The sequence below is a fragment of the Arthrobacter gandavensis genome (genome assembly GCF_015355785.1).
GTDB classification, from domain to species: Bacteria; Actinomycetota; Actinomycetes; order Actinomycetales; family Micrococcaceae; genus Arthrobacter_B; species Arthrobacter_B gandavensis_A.
In genome coordinates this window covers 206,936-227,529 of sequence record NZ_JADKYW010000006.1, presented here as the reverse complement: position 1 = coordinate 227,529, position 20,594 = coordinate 206,936, and the positions used below count along the sequence as shown (strand labels likewise).

The 20,594-nt window shown below is 66.4% G+C and carries 22 protein-coding genes, 7 tRNA genes and 1 riboswitch; of the genes, 13 read left to right on the top strand and 16 right to left on the bottom strand.

Annotation, left to right across the window (positions count from 1 at the left end; all coding sequences use genetic code 11):
- The first annotated feature begins 5 nt into the window (after positions 1–5).
- A complete protein-coding gene (locus ITX31_RS12860; protein ID WP_194783821.1) occupies positions 6–1,382 on the top strand; it encodes an MFS transporter in 1,377 nt (458 codons plus the stop codon).
- Positions 1,383–1,506: 124 nt separating this feature from the next.
- Positions 1,507–2,742 carry an amidohydrolase family protein gene (locus ITX31_RS12855; RefSeq protein ID WP_194783820.1) on the top strand — a complete coding sequence of 412 codons (1,236 nt, stop codon included), beginning with the start codon at positions 1,507–1,509 and terminating at the stop codon, positions 2,740–2,742.
- Between the two features lie 25 nt (positions 2,743–2,767).
- Here ITX31_RS12855 and ribH read toward each other — a convergent pair whose 3' ends face one another.
- The 7 genes from ribH to ITX31_RS12820 all read right to left on the bottom strand — a co-directional run bounded on the left by ribH (position 2,768) and on the right by ITX31_RS12820 (position 8,828).
- A complete protein-coding gene (gene ribH, locus ITX31_RS12850; RefSeq protein ID WP_194783819.1) occupies positions 2,768–3,250 on the bottom strand; it encodes a 6,7-dimethyl-8-ribityllumazine synthase in 483 nt (160 codons plus the stop codon).
- Between the two features lie 35 nt (positions 3,251–3,285).
- Positions 3,286–3,918, bottom strand: coding sequence for a GTP cyclohydrolase II (ribA, locus tag ITX31_RS12845; protein WP_194783818.1), 633 nt, complete (start codon positions 3,916–3,918; stop codon positions 3,286–3,288).
- Positions 3,915–4,553, bottom strand: a complete 639-nt coding sequence (gene ribB, locus ITX31_RS12840; RefSeq protein WP_194783817.1) for a 3,4-dihydroxy-2-butanone-4-phosphate synthase — start codon at positions 4,551–4,553, stop codon at positions 3,915–3,917. The genes ribA and ribB overlap by 4 nt, the downstream gene beginning before the upstream one ends.
- Positions 4,550–5,206: a riboflavin synthase gene (locus tag ITX31_RS12835; RefSeq protein ID WP_194783816.1), complete on the bottom strand. Its 657-nt coding sequence runs from the start codon at positions 5,204–5,206 to the stop codon at positions 4,550–4,552. The genes ribB and ITX31_RS12835 overlap by 4 nt, the downstream gene beginning before the upstream one ends.
- 3 nt (positions 5,207–5,209) lie before the next feature.
- On the bottom strand, positions 5,210–6,268 hold the full coding sequence (gene ribD, locus ITX31_RS12830) for a bifunctional diaminohydroxyphosphoribosylaminopyrimidine deaminase/5-amino-6-(5-phosphoribosylamino)uracil reductase RibD (protein WP_194783815.1): 1,059 nt from the start codon (positions 6,266–6,268) through the stop codon (positions 5,210–5,212).
- 2 nt (positions 6,269–6,270) lie between these two features.
- Positions 6,271–6,954, bottom strand: a complete 684-nt coding sequence (gene pnuC, locus ITX31_RS12825; protein WP_194783814.1) for a nicotinamide riboside transporter PnuC — start codon at positions 6,952–6,954, stop codon at positions 6,271–6,273.
- 105 nt (positions 6,955–7,059) lie between these two features.
- Positions 7,060–7,206: riboswitch (FMN riboswitch) on the bottom strand.
- A 92-nt stretch (positions 7,207–7,298) separates the two neighbouring features.
- Positions 7,299–8,828, bottom strand: a complete 1,530-nt coding sequence (locus tag ITX31_RS12820) for an ABC-F family ATP-binding cassette domain-containing protein (RefSeq protein ID WP_323745677.1) — start codon at positions 8,826–8,828, stop codon at positions 7,299–7,301.
- Between the two features lie 210 nt (positions 8,829–9,038).
- On the opposite strand from ITX31_RS12820, the gene ITX31_RS12815 reads away from it, so the two are divergent.
- Positions 9,039–9,875 carry an SMP-30/gluconolactonase/LRE family protein gene (locus ITX31_RS12815; protein WP_194783812.1) on the top strand — a complete coding sequence of 279 codons (837 nt, stop codon included), beginning with the start codon at positions 9,039–9,041 and terminating at the stop codon, positions 9,873–9,875.
- On the opposite strand, the gene rpe is transcribed toward ITX31_RS12815, so the two are convergent.
- From rpe to ITX31_RS12785, 6 genes are all read right to left on the bottom strand, one after another.
- Positions 9,872–10,543, bottom strand: coding sequence for a ribulose-phosphate 3-epimerase (rpe, locus tag ITX31_RS12810; protein WP_194783811.1), 672 nt, complete (start codon positions 10,541–10,543; stop codon positions 9,872–9,874). The two genes, ITX31_RS12815 and rpe, sit on opposite strands and share 4 nt — an antisense overlap.
- A gap of 14 nt (positions 10,544–10,557) precedes the next feature.
- On the bottom strand, positions 10,558–12,042 hold the full coding sequence (locus ITX31_RS12805) for an RsmB/NOP family class I SAM-dependent RNA methyltransferase (protein ID WP_194783810.1): 1,485 nt from the start codon (positions 12,040–12,042) through the stop codon (positions 10,558–10,560).
- Positions 12,039–12,968: a methionyl-tRNA formyltransferase gene (gene fmt / locus ITX31_RS12800; RefSeq protein WP_194783809.1), complete on the bottom strand. Its 930-nt coding sequence runs from the start codon at positions 12,966–12,968 to the stop codon at positions 12,039–12,041. The genes ITX31_RS12805 and fmt overlap by 4 nt, the downstream gene beginning before the upstream one ends.
- Before the next feature lie 8 nt (positions 12,969–12,976).
- On the bottom strand, positions 12,977–13,549 hold the full coding sequence (def, locus tag ITX31_RS12795) for a peptide deformylase (protein ID WP_194783808.1): 573 nt from the start codon (positions 13,547–13,549) through the stop codon (positions 12,977–12,979).
- A gap of 69 nt (positions 13,550–13,618) precedes the next feature.
- Positions 13,619–14,509 carry a PD-(D/E)XK nuclease family protein gene (locus ITX31_RS12790; protein ID WP_194783807.1) on the bottom strand — a complete coding sequence of 297 codons (891 nt, stop codon included), beginning with the start codon at positions 14,507–14,509 and terminating at the stop codon, positions 13,619–13,621.
- A 77-nt stretch (positions 14,510–14,586) separates the two neighbouring features.
- Positions 14,587–14,661, bottom strand: a tRNA-Val gene (locus ITX31_RS12785).
- A gap of 177 nt (positions 14,662–14,838) precedes the next feature.
- Between ITX31_RS12785 and ITX31_RS12780 the strand changes: the two genes are divergently transcribed.
- The 7 genes from ITX31_RS12780 to ITX31_RS12750 all read left to right on the top strand — a co-directional run bounded on the left by ITX31_RS12780 (position 14,839) and on the right by ITX31_RS12750 (position 15,913).
- Positions 14,839–14,912: transfer RNA gene (locus ITX31_RS12780), tRNA-Gly, on the top strand.
- Positions 14,913–14,952: 40 nt separating this feature from the next.
- Positions 14,953–15,026, top strand: a tRNA-Cys gene (locus tag ITX31_RS12775).
- Between the two features lie 27 nt (positions 15,027–15,053).
- Positions 15,054–15,125: transfer RNA gene (locus tag ITX31_RS12770), tRNA-Val, on the top strand.
- Positions 15,126–15,170: 45 nt separating this feature from the next.
- Positions 15,171–15,244 (top strand) — tRNA-Gly (locus tag ITX31_RS12765).
- A gap of 46 nt (positions 15,245–15,290) precedes the next feature.
- Positions 15,291–15,362 (top strand) — tRNA-Val (locus ITX31_RS12760).
- 43 nt (positions 15,363–15,405) lie between these two features.
- Positions 15,406–15,479, top strand: a tRNA-Gly gene (locus ITX31_RS12755).
- Between the two features lie 176 nt (positions 15,480–15,655).
- Complete coding sequence (locus tag ITX31_RS12750; protein WP_194783806.1) at positions 15,656–15,913, top strand: antitoxin; 258 nt, start codon at positions 15,656–15,658, stop codon at positions 15,911–15,913.
- A 103-nt stretch (positions 15,914–16,016) separates the two neighbouring features.
- Here ITX31_RS12750 and zapE read toward each other — a convergent pair whose 3' ends face one another.
- Complete coding sequence (zapE, locus tag ITX31_RS12745; protein WP_194783805.1) at positions 16,017–17,072, bottom strand: cell division protein ZapE; 1,056 nt, start codon at positions 17,070–17,072, stop codon at positions 16,017–16,019.
- 143 nt (positions 17,073–17,215) lie between these two features.
- On the opposite strand from zapE, the gene ITX31_RS12740 reads away from it, so the two are divergent.
- The 3 genes from ITX31_RS12740 to ybaK are packed head-to-tail and all read left to right on the top strand — an operon-like array spanning position 17,216 to position 19,177.
- Positions 17,216–18,121: a sulfurtransferase gene (locus ITX31_RS12740; protein WP_194783804.1), complete on the top strand. Its 906-nt coding sequence runs from the start codon at positions 17,216–17,218 to the stop codon at positions 18,119–18,121.
- Positions 18,122–18,160: 39 nt separating this feature from the next.
- Positions 18,161–18,664, top strand: a complete 504-nt coding sequence (locus tag ITX31_RS12735) for a SufE family protein (RefSeq protein ID WP_194783803.1) — start codon at positions 18,161–18,163, stop codon at positions 18,662–18,664.
- 6 nt (positions 18,665–18,670) lie between these two features.
- Positions 18,671–19,177 (top strand): Cys-tRNA(Pro) deacylase, encoded by a 507-nt coding sequence (gene ybaK / locus ITX31_RS12730; protein ID WP_194783802.1) that lies wholly within the window; start codon positions 18,671–18,673, stop codon positions 19,175–19,177.
- A 10-nt stretch (positions 19,178–19,187) separates the two neighbouring features.
- Here ybaK and ITX31_RS12725 read toward each other — a convergent pair whose 3' ends face one another.
- Positions 19,188–19,676, bottom strand: coding sequence for an FBP domain-containing protein (locus ITX31_RS12725; RefSeq protein ID WP_194783801.1), 489 nt, complete (start codon positions 19,674–19,676; stop codon positions 19,188–19,190).
- A gap of 242 nt (positions 19,677–19,918) precedes the next feature.
- On the bottom strand, positions 19,919–20,594 hold a 676-nt coding region (locus tag ITX31_RS12720; RefSeq protein ID WP_194783800.1), incomplete at its 5' end, for an HNH endonuclease.

The window sequence follows — 20,594 nt, the reverse complement described above, 5'->3', positions numbered from 1 at the left end:
CCAACATGGCGTATTACGCACCGTCCCCTGCAGACAAAAGCCCTCGCGTGCTCGTCGTCGCCATCCTCGCCTCTTTCGTGGCGTTCCTCGATGGAAGCATCGTTACCGTGGCACTCCCGGCCATCGGCGAGGAGCTCGGCGGGGGGCTCGCCACCCAGCAGTGGACGGTCAACGCCTATCTGCTGACCCTCGGTGCGCTGATCCTGCTCGCCGGATCCCTGTCGGATTCCTTCGGCCGGCTGCGGGTGCTCACCTGGGGGCTGATCGGCTTTGGTGCCGCATCGGTCGGCTGTGCCCTCGCCTGGGATCCGGAAGTCCTCGTCATGGCCCGCGCGGTCCAGGGCATGGCCGCCGCACTGCTGGTTCCCAGCAGCCTGGCCCTGATTACGACGGCGTATGCCGGGCCCGCACGCGCCCGCGCCGTCGGCACGTGGACAGCCTGGACCGGAACCGCAGCAATCATTGGGCCGCTGCTGGGCGGAGTACTCGTGGACTGGGCCACGTGGCGGCTGATCTTCGCGGTGAACGTGCTTCCGGTTGCGCTGACCCTGCTGCTGATGCTGGGCCTTCAGGACAGCCCGCGGCGCAGGACCGCCCTGGACCTTCCCGGAGCCCTGCTGGCAGTGGCGGGGCTGGGCGGATCAGTGTATGGGCTGATCGAGCAGGACCGTCTGGGCTGGGGCAGCCCGGCGGTGTTCCTGCCGCTTGCCTGCGGTTTGGCGGCGCTGGCACTGTTCGTGCTCCGCGAATCGCGCACCAGCACCCCCATGATGCCGCTGGGGCTCTTTCAGGCCCGCAACTTCCGCTACGGCAACCTCGTGACGGCTGCAGCCTATGGTGCACTGTCCCTGGGAACCTTTGCGCTGACTGTCTTTGTGCAGGAAGCTGCAGGGTTCAGCGCCCTGGAAGCCGGCCTGATCTCACTCCCGGTTCCGCTGGCGATGCTGGCGTTCTCAACATACTTCGGCAATCTCGCGGGGAGGTACGGCCCGCGGATCTTCATGAGTGCCGGGCCGGTCATCATGGGTGCGGGATTCATGCTCATGATGACGGTGAGTCCGCCGCTGAACTTCCTCACCCAGCTGCTTCCCGGCCTGCTGCTGTTCAGTCTGGGGCTGGCCGTCATGGTCGCTCCGCTTACCGCTGCCGTCCTTGGTGCCCTGGATGAGACCGACGCCGGCATTGGGTCCGCGGTCAACAATGCCGTCAGCCGGGTCGCCGGCCTGGTGGCTGTGGCGCTCATCGGCACCATTTCCGGCGGTTCCCTGGACTATTCAGGCTTCCAGCGGACAGCCCTGGCGACGGCGGCGCTGTTCCTGGCCGCCGGTTTCATCGCCTTCCTGGGAATCCGGACCCCGGAACGGGACAGCAGCCCGGCCTAGCGTTGCCCCGGCGCGTCCGCTGTCACGGATCGAGACAGAATGCGAGGATCGTCCCGTGCGGGATCCCGTCCCGCCGCCGCCGCCGGCCATCCCGGCCGGCCTTTCGTGACAGGACACCGATACCTTGACCGTCATCCTCCGCAATGTCCGCCCCTGGGGCGGAGAGCTTACCGATGCAACGCTTGACGGCGGAGTGATCACCGCCCTTGAGCCGGCACTTCCGGCAACCAGCGGATCCATCGGCACCGCCAACTCCGGGGGATCCGCCGTGGTAATCGAAGGTGCCGGGCGCATCCTGCTTCCCTCTTTTTCGGACGTCCATGTGCACCTCGACTCCACGCGCATTGGCCTGCCAATGCGCCCCCACACGGGTTCTCCGGGTGTGTGGGGCATGATGCTGAACGACCGGAAGAACTGGCGTGGCGCTGAAGCCTCGGTTGCGGACCGCGCCGCCACCTGCCTGGGCGCGATGATTGCCCGCGGCACCACCCGGGTCCGCACGTACGCCCAAGTGGACGCCGACGCCGGATTGGAGCGCTTCGAAGGTGTCCTCGCCGCCCGCGAAACTCACCGGGATCGGGCCGATGTCCAGGTCATCGCGTTCCCGCAGGCAGGACTGCTCCGCGAAGCGGGCAGCGCCGAGGTCCTGGAGGAAGCCCTCAAGCTGGGGGCCGACGTCGTCGGCGGCATTGACCCCTGCTCGCTCGACCGCGATCCCGTTCGGCATCTGGACATCGTGTTTGGCCTTGCCGAGAAGTACGGTGTTCCGGTGGACATCCACCTGCATGAGCCGGATCAGCTGGGCCTGTTCAGTGCCCAGCTGATCCTGGAACGCACGAAGGCACTCGGCATGCAGGGACTCGTGACGATTTCGCACGGCTACGGGCTGGCAGACCTGCCCGCCGGTCAGCTGCAGGAACTCATCGACGAGTTCGCGGCCCTGGACGTCTCCATGGCCACCATTGCCCCGGCCGGGCAGCCGCTGCCGCTGCAGCAGCTTGCGGAGGCGGGAGTCCGGGTGGGGTTGGGCGAGGACGGCCAGCGGGATTACTGGTCCCCCTACGGGAATGCAGACATGCTCGACCGGACGTGGCAGCTGGCGTTCACCAGCCGGTTCCGCGCCGACGAGCTCATAGAGCACTGTGTCGCCGTGGCCACCGTCGGCGGGGCCAGCGTCCTCGATCCGCGCTCGAGCCGTGTGTCATCCGTTGCGGACCGTCCGGGGCTTGGCCTGGGCGACCCGGCTGAACTTTTGCTCGTGGAAGGGGACACGGTGACCGGCGCTGTCATGGACAGACTGCCCGGCCGTACGGTCATCCACCGGGGCCAGGCAGTTGCGGACAATCTGGAACTGGTCTGAGCAGCGCCGCTACCCGGCAGGAGCCCTAGACCCCGGCCCCGCGGAGCGCGTCCACGGTATTCACCGCGGCGGCAAACGCCTCGTACCCCTTGTCTTCCGAGGACCCCTCAAGTCCGGCACGGTCCAGCGCCTGTTCCTCGGTGTCACAGGTCAGCACCCCAAACCCGACCGGCGTACCGGTCCGCACGCTGACCTCGGTTAGACCCTGCGTCGCCGACGAACAGACGTAGTCAAAGTGCGGGGTTCCGCCGCGGATAACGACGCCGAGGGCCACGACGGCGTCAAAGTGCGGTGCCAGCCGCGCGGCAGCGACGGACAGCTCGAACGTGCCCGGAACCCGGATCAGCTTGGGGCCGAGCCCGGCATCGGATGCGGCGCGGAGTGAGCCATCAATGAGGCCGTTCATCACTTCGGTATGCCAGCTGGCGGCAACAATGGCCACTTTGATGTCCAGGCCCTTGGCCTTAATGCCGCTGACGTTGTTCTCGGGGGCGCCGTGTCCACTCATGTCGGATGTCCTTTGCTGGAATTTACTGGAAGTTGTTAGCCCTGCTGCACGGGATGGTCCCGCAGCAGGAACAGGTGATGGTTCATGCGGTCCCGCTTGGTCTGCAGGTACCGTTCGTTCTCGGCCCGGGCCGGTACCTCGGAAGGCACCATCGCCTCCACGGTGACCCCGCAGGCTTCAAGCCGCTTTCGCTTCGCCGGGTTGTTGCTCAGCAGCCGGATCCGGTCCAGGCCCAGCTGCAGCAGGATCTCCGCCGCAGCCTGGTAATCCCGGGCATCCACCGGCAGTCCCAGCTGCTCGTTCGCCTCAACGGTGTCAGCTCCGGCTTCCTGCAGCGCATAGGCCCGCAGCTTGTTTGCCAGGCCGATGCCCCGGCCTTCGTGGCCGCGCAGATAGAGCACGGTCCCGCCGTGGAGGCTAATCAGCCCCAGGGCCTGTTCCAGCTGTTCCCCGCAGTCGCATCGGTAGGAGGCAAAAACGTCTCCGGTCAGGCACTCCGAATGCAGCCGCACCAGCGGGCTGCCCGGGCCCGGCGCCGTCCCCGGTGCGGAGACAGCCAGGTGTTCCGCACCGGTCTGCCCGTCCGTCCAGACCTGGGCGGTGAAGTCGCCGAACGCAGTGGGCAGCTGGACGACGGGTCCGGGCGCCACGTCCCGGCTCCCCGTCATCGCCGAACTCCAGCCGGCGGGGTGGCCGCGGCCAGGTGCGCCGCCAAATCCTCGATCGAGACCAGCGGCAGGCCGTGCTCGTCGGCGAATTTCCGCAGCGCGGGCAGCCGCATCATGGATCCGTCGTCGTGCACCAGCTCGGCGATCACGCCCACCGGCGTGCAGCCGGCCAGCCGGGCCAGCTCGACGGCGGCTTCCGTGTGGCCGCGGCGGGCACGCACCCCGCCCTCGTGGGCGCGCAGCGGAAAGATGTGCCCTGGACGGTTCAGATCCCGGGCCTGGGACGCCGGATCCGCCAGCACCCGGGAGGTCAGTGCCCGGTCTGCGGCGCTGATCCCGGTGCTGGAGCCGGAGGCCGCGTCACAGGAAACGGTGTAGGCGGTGCCCTTGGCGTCCTGGTTCACGGCGGTCATGGGCGGCAGTTCCAGCCGGTCCGCCCAGGTATCCGGCAGCGGAACACAGATGACGCCGGAGGTGTACCGCACCGTGAAGCCCATCAGCTCGGCGGTGGCGTGCTGCGCGGCGAAGATGATGTCGCCTTCGTTTTCGCGGTCCTCGTCATCGACCACGACGACGGCGCCGCCCGCAGCGATGGCCCGGACAGCTGCGTCGATGGGGTCAAGCCGGATGCTCATCGCTGCTCCGTCCCCGCGTCGGCCGGAGAGGCGGCAGCGGGGACCGCGAACGCGAGCAGCCGTTCAGCGTATTTCGCCAGCACGTCCACCTCCAGGTTGACGGGGGACCCGGGTTCCAGCGCGCCGAGTCCGGTCTCAGACAGGGTGGTGGGAATCAGGCCCACCTCAAACCAGGGCTCCGGATCCTGCGAAGCGCTCACTGCTGTCACCGTGAGCGACACGCCGTCGACAGCGATGGAACCCTTTTCCGCGATGTACCGGGCCAGCTGCTGCGGGACGCCAAACCGGAGCCGGTCCCAGCTGCCCAGGTCCTCCCGTTCCAGCAGCGTTCCAACCCCGTCCACGTGCCCCTGCACCACATGTCCGTCCAGGCGTCCGCCCGCCGGAACACAGCGTTCAAGGTTTACTTTCCGGCCCGGGACGAGCTTTCCGGTGGTGGTGCGGTCCAGGGTTTCCCCCATCACATCGAGGGAAATCCGGGTCCCGTCCAGTGCCGTGGCGGTGAGGCAAACCCCATTGACGGCGATCGAGCCGCCGAGCCCCAGCCCGGCCGACGTTGCCGGGGCCTCGATGACCAGCACCTTCCCGGCGCCGGAGGTATCTGTCTCCAGGGAAATTACGCTGCCCTGTTCAGCAATCATGCCGGTAAACACGTTCTAGTCCTTTTCGTTTACGAAGTCGGGAAGCGGTTCAAGATGCAGCCGAAGGTCCGGTCCCACGGGAACGGCCGAGCTTCCCCCGGCCGGATCCCAGCGCCAGCGCTGGATGTGTGCCATGGTCTGGATTCCCAGCCCGGCGAACGCAGGAGTGCCCGCACCCAGCAGTGCCGGAGCGGTGTAGGCCACCAGCTCATCGGCCAACCCGGCCCGCAGGAACGCTCCGGCCACCGTTCCGCCGCCCTCCACCATCAGGTGGCGCACGCCCCGGTCATACAGGTCAGCCAGTACGACGGCGGGATCATGTGTGGGGATCTGCAGGAACCGTCCGTCGATTCCCCGGACGCGCGCAGCTTCGGGGACGGGGCTGTGGCCCATCACCACGCGCAGCGGCTGGCTATCGGCGTCGCTGCCGTCCGGATTCCGGGCGGTCAGCCGGGGGTTGTCAGCCTGAATGGTTCCTGTCCCGGCAAGAACGGCGTCCGCCCGCCGGCGCAGGGCCTGGGCGTCGGCGCGGGCTTCGCCGGACGTTATCCACGCGCTGCTGCCGTCCGCCGCAGCGGTTCTCCCGTCCAGGGTCTGCGCGGTCTTGACCGTCACGAACGGTCGGTGCGCTGCAGCGGCGGTTGCCCACCGGTGGTTCAGCTCCCGGGATTCGTCCGCTCGTAGTCCGCCCTCAACCTCCACCCCACCGGCGGCGAGAGCGGCAGCTCCCCCGGCGGCGTCGTGGTTTGAATCAGCGGCGGCGTAGACCACCCTGGCGATTCCGGCCTCCAGCACCGCCTGCGAACACGGTCCGGTGCGGCCTGCGTGGTTGCAGGGCTCCAGGGTGACCACCATGGTTGCCCCGCGCACGTCCGTTCCCGCTGTTGCGGCGGCGGTCAGCGCGGCGGCCTCTGCATGCGGGGTTCCGGCGCCGCGGTGGTATCCGGTGGCCAGGACCTCCCCGGACGGGGACAGAATGACGGCTCCCACCAGTGGGTTCGCGCCCCGCACTCCCCCGCGGGCCAGTTGCAGTGCCTGCTCCATCGCCCTCTGTTCGGCTGCGGAAAACGGCATGATCAGCGCACCGTCGGATCCGGCATTGAAACCTGCACCTGCGGTTTCTCATTCGCTTTGGCGCGCCACCAGACAAAGAACCCGATCAAGGTGAAGATGCCGTAGAAGAGGTACATGAACGCCGTCGCGTAGTAACCGGCACTGAACAGCAACGGCACACCCACAATGTCCACGGCCACCCAGATCAGCCAGAACTCGACCCAGCCCTTGGCCATACCGTAGGTGGCCAGTAGCGAGCCAACGAAGGTCCAGGCGTCAGCCCACACCGGTTCGTAGGAGCCCAGCATGCCGAATAGCGGAGTGAGCGCAACGGTGCCAAGGATCAGGCCGGCTACAAGGCCCACGCGGGCCTTGCCTGAGGCCCACTGCGGGGTGACGGCATCCGCGCCGGAACTCTTGCTGGCCTGCCAGCGGCGCCAGCCGTAGATGGCGACGGCGATGAACATCACCTGCCGGCCGGCCTGGCCGAGGAGGTTGGCGGTGCTCGCGTCGCCGAAGATGGAGCCGAGGAAAACAGTCAGCAGGAGGGCGTTTCCGGCAATGCCCACCGGCCAGGCCCAGACCTTCCGTCGCATGCCGCCGAGGGCGCTGAGCAGCCCAAAGATGTTGCCAAGAAGTTCGCGTACCAGCAGGGAAGAGCTCCCCACGGGAATCTGCGCGTCAAAGAGCCACCGCAAAAAATCCACTGTCGTTCCTTATCCCGTAGCGGCGGCTCCGGGGGTACGACAGTGCGGTGCATCGACTCCGCCGGGTACCCCACAGGGCACCACGACGCGTCAGCGCAACAAACTGTACGTGCTTCTCCCATCCAGACTTTAACTGTCGGTACCGGAATTTCACCGGTTCAACCGTCCGTCCTGCTGAGGGATCCCAGCCGGACGTGCGGGTCGCGGACTATAACCGCCGGTTCGGAATTACACCGACCCCGGAGCACGTTTGTTAATTCATTCTTGCACAGGTGGTTTGGGCAGGTTCAACTTTTTACGCCCCGGGCGTCATGCCCGGACCACCGGCGTCACATCGCCCCGGCTCAGGCGACCCGCAGGTCGATCTCCCCCGGAGCTCCGCCGCCGGCACCAAAGACGAGCTGCCGGTTGGCGACCTTATCCGTGAAGAAGCGGTCATGGCTGACCACCACCACGGCTCCCGGGAAATGCAGCAGCGCCTGTTCCATGACCTGCGTGCTGGAGAGGTCCAGGTGGTTCGTGGGCTCATCGAGCAGGAGCACGGAGGCCCCCGAAAGCAGGCACTGCGCCATCGCCACCCGTGCCCTCTGTCCGCCGGAGAGATTACCGATCTTCTGCTTGAGATCCGATTCAGAGAACTGGAACATGGCCAGGAACCTGTTCACGGACTTCTTCGTCGCCTTCAGCGCCAGGCTGTCCGGCATCGCGTTGACCGCATGGGTGACCGTGTCGGCGTCGTCCAGCTCCGCCAGGACCTGGTTATAGGAGACCATCCCGGCCCCGTTGGCCCAGGTGACCTTGCCGGCGTCGGGGGTTTCTTCACCGGTAAGCACGCGCAGCAGAGTGGTCTTACCGCTGCCGTTGGCGCCCAGGACTACCAGCCGGTCACCGCGCTGGATCTCGAAGGAGACAGCGCTGAACAGGGTCCGGTCACCGTAGGACTTGGACACGTCCTGCACCCGGCACAGATTGTCCTTGACGTGCAGGCCCGCGTAGATCTCCGTAATGATCTGGTCCACCGGGCGCGGCGCACGGGACTTCTTGATTCTGGCGAGCTTCGCTCCCAGGGTCCGTCCGCCGGCCTTCGCTGCCTCCCGCCGGTCTGCGATGCCTTCGGCTTCGAAGGCCAGCAGTTCCGATTCGTGCACGAACTGGGAGGCAAGGGTCTTGAGCCGGAACTGCTTCTGGATGACGTATTCGGCGAAGTTTCCCGGGTATTCGTGCAGGTGGAAGTTTTCCACCTCCACGATCCGGGTCACCACAGCATCCAGGAACGCCCGGTCGTGGGAAACCACGACGGCGGCGCCGCGGAAGTCCCGGAACCAGCCCTCCAGCCACTGGACCCCGTCCACGTCGAGGTAGTTGGTGGGTTCGTCCAGCAGCAGCACGTCCGGAGCCTGGAGCAGGATCTTGGCTAGAGCGGCGCGGTTCCGCCAGCCGCCGGAGAGGGCGTCAATCGGGCACGTGCGGTGGGCTTCACTGAAGCCCAAGGTGGTGAGTGCGGCATCGATTCGGCGGGGATAGTCCCAGCCATCCAGGTGGTCCATGGCTTCGAACAGCTCGGCCTGGCGGCGGATGAGCCTGTCCATCATCTTCTCGTCGGGATCGGCGCCGAGGGCCTCGTCGATCGTGGCGAGCTCCGCTTCCAGGGCCTGAATCTCCGTGAAAAGACCGTTGAGGACGTCGGTGACCGTGGCGTCTCCGGCCAGCTCGGAGAATTGGGAGAAGTAGCCGATCTTCAGTCCGTCATCCACGCTTACAGTGCCCGAGTCCGGCTCCACCTGCTGCAGGATGAGCTTGAGCAGGGTGGACTTGCCGGACCCGTTTTTGCCAATCAGGCCCACCCTGTCCTTGGGCTCAAGCCGGAAGAACACTTCCCGGAGGATTGATTCTTCTCGAAGCCAACGTTGACGTCCTGCAGCCTGATCAGGCTCATTCGGGGTGTCCTCTCGGAGGGGAAGCAAGCCACTTATCTTATCGGTCCGGCACCGCCGCATGTTTCAGTGCCCTGTTCCCGGGTACCGGCATGGACGCATACTGAAGACGTTTGGCAGGCCGCCCACAGGTGCAGGAGGTGCCCCGCAATGGCGCAGGCAACAACACTGGTCTCCGGACTGGGTATGGGAGAGTCCGCCCGCTGGCACGACGGCGAGTTCTACTTCGCTGACTGGACGGCCGGCACGATCTCCGCCCTCGATGCGGCCGGAAACGTCCGCCGGGTGGCCGGAGTACCGTCCTTTCCGATCACCTTCGACTGGCTCCCGGACGGCCGCATGGCCGTGGTCTCCGGTTCCGACGGCACGGTGCTGGTGGAGGTACCGCACGCGGGCCTGGTACCGATGGCCAGCCTGCGCGGGTTGTCCCCGTACCCCTGGAATGAGATCGCAGTGCACCCCTCCGGCAACATCTATGTGAACGGCATCGGGCAGGATTACGCCGCTGAACCGGAGGAGAACGGGCTCATCGCCCTGATCCGGCCGGACGGCTCCGCGGAGACGGTGGCCGCGAACCTTGCCTTCCCCAACGGGATGCTGGTCTCAGCCGACGGCCGGTCCCTGGTGGTGGCGGAATCCAACGCCGGCAGGCTGACGTCCTTCGACATCCTGCCGGACGGCACTCTGGCTCCGTCCCACGTGTGGGCTGCCGTGGAGGGCAGCGCCCCGGACGGCATCAGCTGGGACGGCAGGGGCGGCATCTGGTTCGCCGAGGTTCCCGGTGAGCGGTGCGTCCGGGTCCAGGAAGGGGGCGAAGTGCTGCAGACGGTGCAGCTCGACGACGGGTGCTTCTCCTGTGCCACCGGCGGGTACGACGGCGGTCTGCTGTTCATGATGACGGCTCAGTGGCCGCAGGCGATGGACCCCGGCTGGGAGAAAACCGGGCGCGTCATGGTGCAGCGGGTCCTGCCGCCGGAACTTCCCTAGCCGGGACGGGTAACCGCGCTGGCCTGGGCCCGCAGTTTGGCAATCGCCTCGCTGGGGTCCTCGGTGCCGTACACCGCTGATCCGGCAACGAAAACGTTTGCCCCCGCTTCGGCGGCGCGTTCGATTGTGTCCGGGGCAATTCCGCCGTCCACCTGAATGGCGATCGGCAGCCCGGCTCCTCGAACCGCCTCAGCCGCGCGGCGGATCTTGGGCAGGGTCACGTCCAGGAACTTCTGGCCGCCGAACCCCGGTTCAACCGTCATGATCAGCAGCATGTCCAGTTCCGGCAGCATGTCCAGGTACGGTGCCACCGGTGTAGCCGGTTTCAGGGCCATGCCTGCTTTCGCACCGCGGTCGCGGAGCTCCCTGGCCAGCCGAATCGGTGCGGCCGCTGCTTCGGCGTGGAAAGTAACCGAGGCCAGGCCAGCCTCCGCGTAGGCGGGAGCCCAGCGGTCGGCGTCGGCGATCATCAGGTGCGCGTCAAGCGGGAGCTTGCTGACTGCCTGGATGCGCTGCACCACGGGCAGCCCGATGGTCAGGTTCGGCACGAAGTGGTTGTCCATCACGTCCACGTGGACGGCGTCGGCGCCGCTGATGCGCTCCAGCTCAGCTTCCAGGTTCACGAAGTCGGCGGACAGGATGCTCGGGTTGATGCAGCAGTTGCTCACGGTGCTCTCCTTGGTCAGATCTTCCGGCGGATCAGGGCCAGGAACATCGCATCGGTCTGGTGAAGGTGCGGCCACAGCTGAGAGGTGGACTCGTGGCCGGCCTGCAATGATCCGGGCAGGCTGACCGCGTCCAGTGCTGCACCGGCGTCCAGCAGTTCCAGGTCATTGCGCTTGCGCAGGACGTCCGCCACCACTGCCTTGGTTTCCGCCGGGTGCGGGGAGCAGGTCACGTACGCCACCACTCCTCCGGGTTTCACTGCGTCCACGGCGGTGGTCAACAGTTCGCGCTGCAGCGCGCAAAGCTCGCCGACGTCGCCGGGCTGCCGGCGCCAGCGCGATTCCGGGCGGCGGCGCAGCGCCCCGAGGCCGGTGCAGGGAGCGTCGACGAGGATGCGGTCGAAGGTTTCCGGATAATCCTCTGCCACGGTGCGGCCGTCGCCTGTGCGCACGTTCCATGTTTCCCCGGGAACGGCTTCCAGTGCCTGGCGGACCAGCTGCGCACGGTGCGGGGCCGGCTCGTTGGCCAGGATCACTGCCCCCTTTTCATGCGCGAGGGCTGCCAGGAGGGTGGCCTTGCCCCCGGGGCCGGCGCACATGTCCAGCCACTTCTCCACCCCGTCCTCGTCCGGTTCAACACCCTCGAGCTCAAGTTCGGCCAGTGCGCGGGCCACCAGCTGTGAGCCGGCGTCCTGCACGCGGGTGGTACCGGCGCGCACGGACTCGAGGCGTCCGACGTCGCCGGCGGCGTAAAGCGCGGAGTCCTTCACCAGTTCGCCGTCCACGGCTCCGGCTTTGCGCGCCTCGTCCAGGTTGCCGAGCCCGGGCAGGGCGACCAGGTTCACGACCGGCGCATCGTTGTCGGCCTGGAGCAGGTCGGTAATCTCCTCGACGCTGCGTCCGTGCGCAACGAGCGACTGGCGCAGGGCACGGACAATCCATTCGGGGTGGCTGTACTCAATGGCCGAGCGCTTCACGGCATCCGGTTCATCTTCGGTCAGCAGTGCGGTCCACTCGTCCAGGTTCCGTGCCGCGACCTTGCGGAGCACCGCGTTGATCAGGGCAGACGGACCGGCGCCGATCACGGCGCGGGCCAGGCCAACAGTCTGGTCCAGGGCTGCGTGGGCTGGTACCCGCATGGCAAGCAGCTGGTGGGCGCCGATCCGCAGGGCGTCCAGGACGGCCGGATCCAGCCGCTCAAGCGGGCGGTCCACGCAACGGGCCAGGATGGCGTCATAGATGCCCTGCCCGCGCAGGGCGCCGTAGGCGAGTTCGGTGGCGAAACCGGCGTCGCGCTTGTCCAGCCGGTGTTTGCGGATGCTCTTGGGCAGCACCAGGTTCGCGTAGGCGTCCTCGCCGGAGACCGCGCGGAGAACCTCGAAGGCCACCAGCCGCGCCGGGTCAGCGGCGCGGGTGCGCTGCGACGGTGCGGCGGTGGTGCGGCTTCGCACGGACGGACGGCTGCGCTGGTGCCCCTTTGCGTTGCGGTCGCTGCTGCTCACTTAAAAACCACGTCCTCACGCTGGCCCAGTCCGCGGGCCCAGTCGGCCCCGGACATCATCTTCTTTCCTGCGGGCTGGACCCGCTGCAGCTCGAGTGCGCTGCTTCCAGTACCCACCAGGGCCTCCGCTGCACTGCCGGAGCCCAGCCGCACCTGTCCGGGGGCCAGGTCCGTGACGTCCGGGCGCGGCAGGGCGGCACCGATCTTGAACCGGGCTCCGTCCCAGGTGGTCCAGGCACCGGGTTCGGGTGTGACTCCGTTGATCCTGCGGCGCAGCGCCAGGGCGGGCTGCTGCCAGTCCAGGTGCCCGTCTTCAAGCGTCAGTTTGGGGGCCAGGCTGATTTCACCGCTCTGCGGAACGGGCACGGCGCGCCCGGCCTGGATGGCAGCCAGGGTCTGTGCCAGCAGGACGGCGCCGCTGTGCGAGAGGCGCTCGAGCAGTTCCCCGCTGGTCAGGGACGGGTCAACGCTCTCGGTGAGCTGTCCGAAGACCGGCCCGGTGTCCAGTCCCTTTTCCAGCAGGAAGGTGCTGGCGCCGGTGATCTCGTCTCCGGCGATGACTGAGTGCTGCACCGGGGCGGCTCCGCGCCAGGCCGGCAGCAGCGAGAAGTGCAGGTTGATCCAGCCGTGTGCCGGTATGGACAGTGCCCGCTCGGGAATGAGGGCACCGTAGGCAACGATCGCAGCGGCGTCAGGCGCCAGCGCGGAGATCGCGGCAACGGCGTCGTCGTCGATGCGGTCAGCCTTGATCACCGGAAGACCAAGTTCGTCAGCCCGGGCGGCGACCGGGGACGGGGTGAGGACGCGTTTGCGGCCCAGCGGTGCATCCGGCCGGGTCAGGACGCCGGCGACCTCGAATCCTGCCTCAAGCAGGGCATCCAGAGAGGGAACGGCTACGGCCGGGGTTCCGGCGAAAAGTACGCGCATGCCGGCCGCTACGCTCCCGTTGCCTGTCCGAAGGTGCCGAAGCTGGACCCGACGCTCTGGGCTCGCTGGGTGACAGTGCGTTCGGCAATTGAGTCGTAGTCGGCCATACGGATGGCGCGCAGGGCCGCCTTACGGTCTTCGCCCTCTAGCCGGTCGATGAACAGCACACCGTCCAGGTGGTCCGTTTCGTGCTGGAATGCCCGGGCAAGCATGCCCTCGCCTTCCAGCGTGACGGGATTGCCGTCCTTGTCCTGGCCTGTGACGCGGGTCCAGCGGCGGCGCGGAACGGGATAGCCGAGGCCCGGGATGGACAGGCAGCCTTCCACCTGGTCTTCCTGGAAGTCGTCGCTCAGTTCAAGGACAGGGTTGACCACGTGGCCGGACACGCCGTCGATCCGGTAGGTGAACACGCGCAGGCTCACGCCCACCTGCGGGGCCGCGAGGCCTGCGCCGTCGACGTCGTCCATGGTTTCCTCCATGTCCGCGACCAGCTTGGCCAGTTCCGGACCAAAGTCCGTCACTTCCTCCGCGCGGGTCCTCAGGACGGGGTCGCCGATGATCCGAATCGTCAGGATTGCCATCTGGAATATGTTCCTTACTCTCGCGAAGTGCTGCGTGGTGGTGCGCGGGCGCAAAGCCCGGCTACCAGTCTAGTTGGACGCGGGCTGCCCGGCAGGTACGGCGTGTGAACCGGCAGCCTGGACGGGCGGAGGAGCGATCGGGAGCAGCGCACGTCCGGCGGCAGCGGCGTCGTAACTGGTCTGCCAGAGCCGGCGCAGGGCACAGAACTTGTACCAGTGCTGCGGCAGCACCTCAGGGTTCGCCCGCATGGGACGCACCTCTGTCTGGCCCACGGCAACTCCCAGCAGGACCGGGCTCTGCCCGTACGCCCACGGTTCCCAGGTTCCTGCGGCGGCGTCCACGAGGGATTCCTCCGCTTTCATTCCGGCCACCAGCTGCATGACGACCTTGTCATCCAGTGGCTTGACCTGCCCGTCGCGGTCCGTGTTCTTGGTCTTGTAGTCGATCAGGCACAGGCGCCCGCCGATCTTTGCCACCAGGTCCAGGGTTCCGGCGTAGCCCAGTTCATGGTTCCAGACGGTGATTTCCGCTGCCACCGGTTCAACCTGGTAGAGCTGCCACCATTCGTCGAAGCGGTCCGCGAACTGGTGCTCCCCGTGCTCGGCCAGAGCCGAACGTGCTTCAGCAAGCTGATGCGGCTGCTCCAGGGCACGCAGAGCGACCTGCTCACAGTAGTAATGCACGCGGGTCCCGCGCTCGGCTGCGGCGTCGCGGTAGCGTTCGGAGGCACGTGAGGCCTCCTGGACAATGGTGCGCAGCTGGGAGGAATTGCCGATCGCCTGCGGCAGGCCGGGATGCTTGACGGCAGCGTTGGCGGCCATATAGCTGTGCCAGCCGTCCAGTGAGGTGCTGCCCTGGGCGATGACGGTAGTGATGGACGGAACCGCCGGTGCTTGGGTAAGGGAGCGCGAGTACATGCGCCCAAACTCTGTTGCATGGGCCAATGCTGGTGCAGTCATACAAACAGTCTGCCACCCGCCTCTGACGTTTAAACAAAACAGGCACCGGAGCTTTTCCGGTGCCTGTTCCGCTGTGCTGGTGGGCGATACTGGGTTCGAACCAGTGACCTCTTCGGTGTGAACGAAGCGCGCTACCACTGCGCCAATCGCCCTTGCGGGAGTTGCCTTTGAACTGCTGCAACGTGTAAAGATGCTAGCCCACAATCACCCCTCTTCAAAACCGGATACAGGCAACGCGCCGCAGCGCGTCCGATTGGACGAACGCCGAAACGTCCTATAGAGTTTTTCTTCGTTGGAAAGCGGCTGAACGCCGCGAAATACGCCAACATGCGGACGTAGCTCAGCTGGCTAGAGCACCACCTTGCCAAGGTGGATGTCGCGGGTTCGAATCCCGTCGTCCGCTCGCAAGTCACTGTATTTCCGGCCCTCAAAAAGCTGGTCACGGTGGGGTGGCCGAGAGGCGAGGCAGCGGCCTGCAAAGCCGTATACGCGGGTTCGAATCCCGTCCCCACCTCCACGGTTACATGCAGCACCCCATTCATGGGCGCGATTGGCGCAGCGGTAGCGCGCTTCCCTGACACGGAAGAGGTCACTGGTTCGATCCCAGTATCGCGCACGAGGTTCAACACCTTGTGTTTCACGGACTGTTGGACATTCATTTGCGGACGTAGCTCAGCTGGCTAGAGCACCACCTTGCCAAGGTGGATGTCGCGGGTTCGAATCCCGTCGTCCGCTCTCCTGTACTGTAGAGGCACCGGTTACGGTCCCAGGACAGTAACAGGCGCGATTGGCGCAGCGGTAGCGCGCTTCCCTGACACGGAAGAGGTCACTGGTTCGATCCCAGTATCGCGCACGGAAGGTCAGCGCTGGAGAGATTCAGCGCCGGCCTTTTGTCTGCGGACGTAGCTCAGCTGGCTAGAGCACCACCTTGCCAAGGTGGATGTCGCGGGTTCGAATCCCGTCGTCCGCTCGGATAGAGAGAAGGAGCAGGCCATTGCGGCCCGCTCCTTCTCCGTTTAAGGATCCGCACTGGTGCCGCTCCCCCCGGCTTCCACCGCAGGGCAAGTCCTTGGCATTGACCCTCAGGGGCCTTACTATTGGACGCAACGGGAAACGGCTGGTTTCCCCTGTGGAAGGAGGTGATCCGTGTCTGCATTTGACGCGCTCAAGGGCAAGGCAGGACTGCTGAAGGATAAGGCTGCAGAGTTTGTTGGCGACAACGCTGACAAGGTCAAGGGCGGCATCGATAAGGCCGGGGACTTCGTCGACCAGAAAACTGGCGGCAAGTACTCGGACAAGATCGACGGCATCCAGGGCAAGGCCTCCGAAGCGGTAGACAACCTCGACCGCAAGCAGGGGCCCGGGACTGGAAACCCGCCCGGACAGACTCCGCCGGCCGCCTAATAGGCCCGAGCACGGCAAAAAGGCCCTGGTTCCGCTTCCTGCGGAGCCAGGGCCTTTCGTCGTTTCTGCGGCGGTTGCCGTTCGGCGACCGGCCGGGTTTGTCCTAGGAGGCCTCGCCTGTCTGGCCCTCACGGGCCAGGGCCGTCAGGCGGGACACGGCACGGAAGTACTTCTTCATGTATCCCCCGGCCATCATTTCCTTGGTGAACAGCTGATCGAAGGGCACGCCGCTGGCGAGGATCGGAACGTCCTTGTCATAGAGGCGGTCGGCCAGCACCACGAAGCGCAGCGCTACGGACTGCTCGGAAATGGTGTGCACGTTGTGCCACGCGACGGCGTCTATCCCGTCGATCAGCTGGCGGTAACGGCTGGGGTGTACGTTCGCCAGGTGCGCCACCAGATCGGCGAAGTCGTCCTCAGCCACCGTCCTGCCGTCGAATTCGTCCGCGATCCGGCCTGCCATTCCGGCGTCGTCCAGCGGCGGCGGCGACTCGGGCAGCCCGCGGTGGCGGTAGTCCTCGCCGTCGATCCGTACCACGTCAAACTGGTCTGCCAGCACCTGGATTTCGCGCTGGAAGTCCACGGCCGCGAAGCGGCCCTCACCCAGGGAACCGGGCAGGGTGTTGGAGGTCGCCGCGAGCTTTACGCCGGCGTCGGACAGTTCCCGCATGAGCCGTGACATCAGCACCGTGTCTCCGGGATCATCGAGTTCGAATTCATCGATGCAGACCAGCTTGTACGCCGAGAGAGCCTCAACCGTCTTGCGGAAGGAAAGCGCGCCGACGAGGTTGGTGTACTCCACGAAGGTGCCGAAGGCCTTGGGACCTTCCACAGCGTGGAAGAGGGAGGCGAGCAGGTGGGTTTTGCCGACGCCGAAGCCGCCGTCAAGGTAGAAACCGGCCTTAGTCTCGGGTTTCTTGGCGCCGAAGAGCCTGCGGAAGCCGCTGGGAGCGGGTGTGTCCACGCTCTGGGCGAAGGCACGCATGGCTGCGACTGCTTCAGCCTGCGACGGCTGCGACGGGTCGGGAATATAGCTGTCGAAAGAGACTTCACCGAACCTGGGCGAGGGGAAGAATCCCTGCAGGAGTTCATCCGTGGAAACCTGGGGAGTCCGCTTAGTCAGCTGCTCCACTTGTCCTGCTGCGCCCAAACCATCCATCCGATTCTGCTAGGGGTACCGGCATTTGCCGCCGTAGCAACGATACGCCACTGCGGCGGGTGGACAGTCCCCAAGGAAGTTTTGGGACGCGTACATCGTTAGGCTTGGTAGTAAACCCGCCGTCTTAGCTAAGGGGAACGCGCATGCCGCTGCCTGCAGATCCGAATCCGAAGTTCGCCGACTACGCCCATCCCGAAAGGCTGGTGTCCACCGACTGGCTGGCCTCGCACCTGGACTCCCCGGAGCTGGTGGTCCTGGAGTCCAACGAAGACATCCTGCTCTACGACACCGGGCACATCCGGGGCGCCCGCAAGATTGACTGGCATACCGACCTGAACGACACCGAGACCCGGGACTTCGTTGACGGTGCCGCTTTCGCGAAGCTCATGGGCGAGAAGGGCGTGACCCGCGACTCGACCGTGGTGATCTACGGCGACAAGAGCAATTGGTGGGCCGCGTACGCCCTCTGGGTCTTCACGCTCTTCGGCCACGAGGATGTGCGTCTGCTCGACGGCGGCCGGGACAAGTGGATCGCCGAAAGCCGCGGGGTAACCACGGAGAAGCCGCAGGTCACCGCAACCGACTATCCCGTCGTCGACCGCAATGACTCCCCGGTGCGCGCCTACCTGACCGATGTGCTGGGACATCTGGGCAACGGACCGCTGATCGACGTCCGCTCCCCCGCCGAGTACACCGGCGAACGCACCCACATGCCGGACTACATGGATGAAGGCGCCATGAAGGGCGGCCACATTCCCACTGCGGTGTCCGTCCCCTGGGGCAGGGCAGCTGCCGAGGACGGCACCTTCCGCAGCCGGGCAGAACTGGATGCCCTGTATGGCGGAGAAGCTGGCCTCACGGCGGGCGACGACGTCGTAGCCTACTGCCGCATCGGGGAACGTTCCAGCCATACTTGGTTTGTGCTGAAGCATCTGCTCGGCTTCGAATCGGTTCGCAACTACGACGGGTCATGGACCGAATGGGGCAACGCGGTGCGCGTGCCGATCGTCCGGGGCACCGAGCCCGGGGCTGCTCCGGCGTCGCGCTAGAGACCTGCCAGCAATCCACAACCGAAAGTACTTGGTTCTATGAGCACCGCTATTCCCTCCTCCGCGCAGCCCGCCGTACCGGCGCAGCTGCAGGAGATCATCGATGATTTCCAGGCCATGACCGAGCAGGACCGGCTTGAGCTGCTGCTCGAGTTCTCCCGGTCACTGCCGGCGCTGCCTCCCCGCCTGGCAGACCACCCGGAGATGCTGGAGCAGGTTGTTGAATGCCAGTCTCCGCTGTTCCTGACCGTAGAGGCGGGCGATTCGCCGGAGCTGCCGGTGGAGCTGTTCTTTTCAGCCCCACCGGAAGCACCGACCACGCGGGGATTTGCCGGCGTGCTGCACGAAGGCCTGAACGGACTCTCGGCTGCGGAGATCCTGGCCGTGCCCGCAGACGTGCCGGACCGGCTGGGCCTGACCCGGGCTATCACTCCGCTTCGAATGCGCGGCATGTCCGCCATGCTGGGCAGGATCAAGCGGAAGGTGGCCGAGCAGGTAGCTCCAGGTTCCGCGGACGGCTCCGCCGCGGGCGTAGCCAGGTAGGCCGCCGTGGCCGGCAGCAGCAGGAAAGGCGGGCACGGAGCGACGCCGGCCACCCATGCACTGGATGCTGCCGGCGTCGCGTACCGCACCATGGGCTACCACCATGACGCATCCACGCCCTCCTACGGGCTGGAAGCTGCCGAGAAACTCGGCGTTCCTCCCGAGGCGGTCTTCAAGACGCTCATGGTGTCCCTGGGGAACCGGCTCGCCGTGGCGATGGTTCCCGTCGAGGCCATGCTTGACCTGAAGAAGGTCGCCTCCCTGCTGGGCGTGCGCAAGGTCTCCCTGGCCGACCGCGCCGAGGCCGAACGCCGGACAGGCTATGTCGCGGGCGGCATCTCTCCGCTCGGTCAGCGGCACCACTCCCCCGCGGTCATCGACTCCAGCGCGGAAGGCCTGGAGATGATCTACGTTTCCGGCGGCAGGCGCGGTTTCGAGATCGAGCTCTCGCCGTTCGACCTGATTCGTCTGACCAAAGCACAGAGCGGTGCGATCGCCGCTTACAGGGACTAGTCACCTAGTCCTACGACCGCACCTTTTGGATGAACTGCGCCGTGCGTTCCTGTAGCTTGCGGATCCGTTCCGCTGTAACGAGCTCCGGGTCCGGGTGGATGGGCGTGGGGAGAACCTCCGCCCGAACGTTCCGGGAACAGCTGAATGCGCTGTGGATGAGGGTTCCCACCGAGTTGCCGTTCTTGCCCGAAGCCCCGGCCTTGGGTGCGACGAACAGGTAGACGTCGTCGTTGTCTTCCAGGTCCTCACAGAGTGCGCACATGGCTTTCCTTCCCGCGGACACGAGTTCCGGTGCGCGGAGAAGGATGGATATCGGTTTTCCGTCGAGCTCGGTGACGAGGTACGAGCGCTGCGGCATCTTGTGGTCCCGCCAGCCAAACTGGTCGATGTTCTCCCAGTCCACGGCGTCGAAATCGGCCGGGAAATTCACCGCTGCGGTCTGGGACCTGCTGGCATTGATAAAGGACTTGCGGACAGCAGATTGAGTCAGGGCTTTCATGTTCTGGCTTTCGTTTCGGTTGCTCTCAGAGCGCTGGTGCAGGCGGCATTGCCAGCCGATTCACACGGGGCCAGGCAATCCGGGCGGGACTGAGGGCGCGAATCGGGGCTGTACCTGCAATGGGTGGCGTGCGTCCTAGGAGCGTGGCGCACAGCAGGGCCTGAGGCCCACCAGCCCTTCCGCTGCGCTGACGCAGCCGGGTACCGAAACAATCATGCGAGAAAGCGTAACAGGTACTCCCCCTAGCCGGTTGCAGCCTGCGTCCCCGGAAGGGCCGGTGCCGTGGACGTGTAGATGTGTCCGGTCGGTGTGGTTGTCCGAACGGTGTGTCGCATCGATACGCCACGGCTGCGGGTACGGGTGGTGGCACTGGCACTCCAGCCGGGTGCTTCCTTGGCCTGGTTGCAGGCTTCGCACAGTCCCTGTCCGTTGGAGTAGCTGGTCGGTCCGCCTTCTGCGTGGGGACGGATGTGGTCGATGTGCCGGATCGGCGCATCACACCAGGGTGTGCGGCAGGTTTGGTCCCGGGTGCGGATCATTCGTGCCAGGCCGGCCGGGAAGGCCCGGGCTTTGGCTTCCATCGCTGTCAGGTCCCCGGAGACAGGGTCCAGGTAGAGACGGCGCAGGGTCGCCGAGACCGAGTGGTCCGGAATCGGCCCGGGGGACGGTCTTCGCTCCCGCGCAGACCCGGGTACGGGGATCGTCCCACCTGCAGGAGATGGCGGGTTGTCGCCGGAACCAAGGGCGGAGCGGATGAGGTCCCGTGCCCATGCACCGGGGACGATTCCGTACCCCGGGAAGTAGGCGGGCGCGTCCCTGCCCGGCCCTCCGGGCGGCGCGTCCGCGCCGGAGGCTCCACCGTCCCGGGCGGTGATTAGGGTCCGGTCGGTGATTAGGGTCCGGTCGGTGATGACCAGT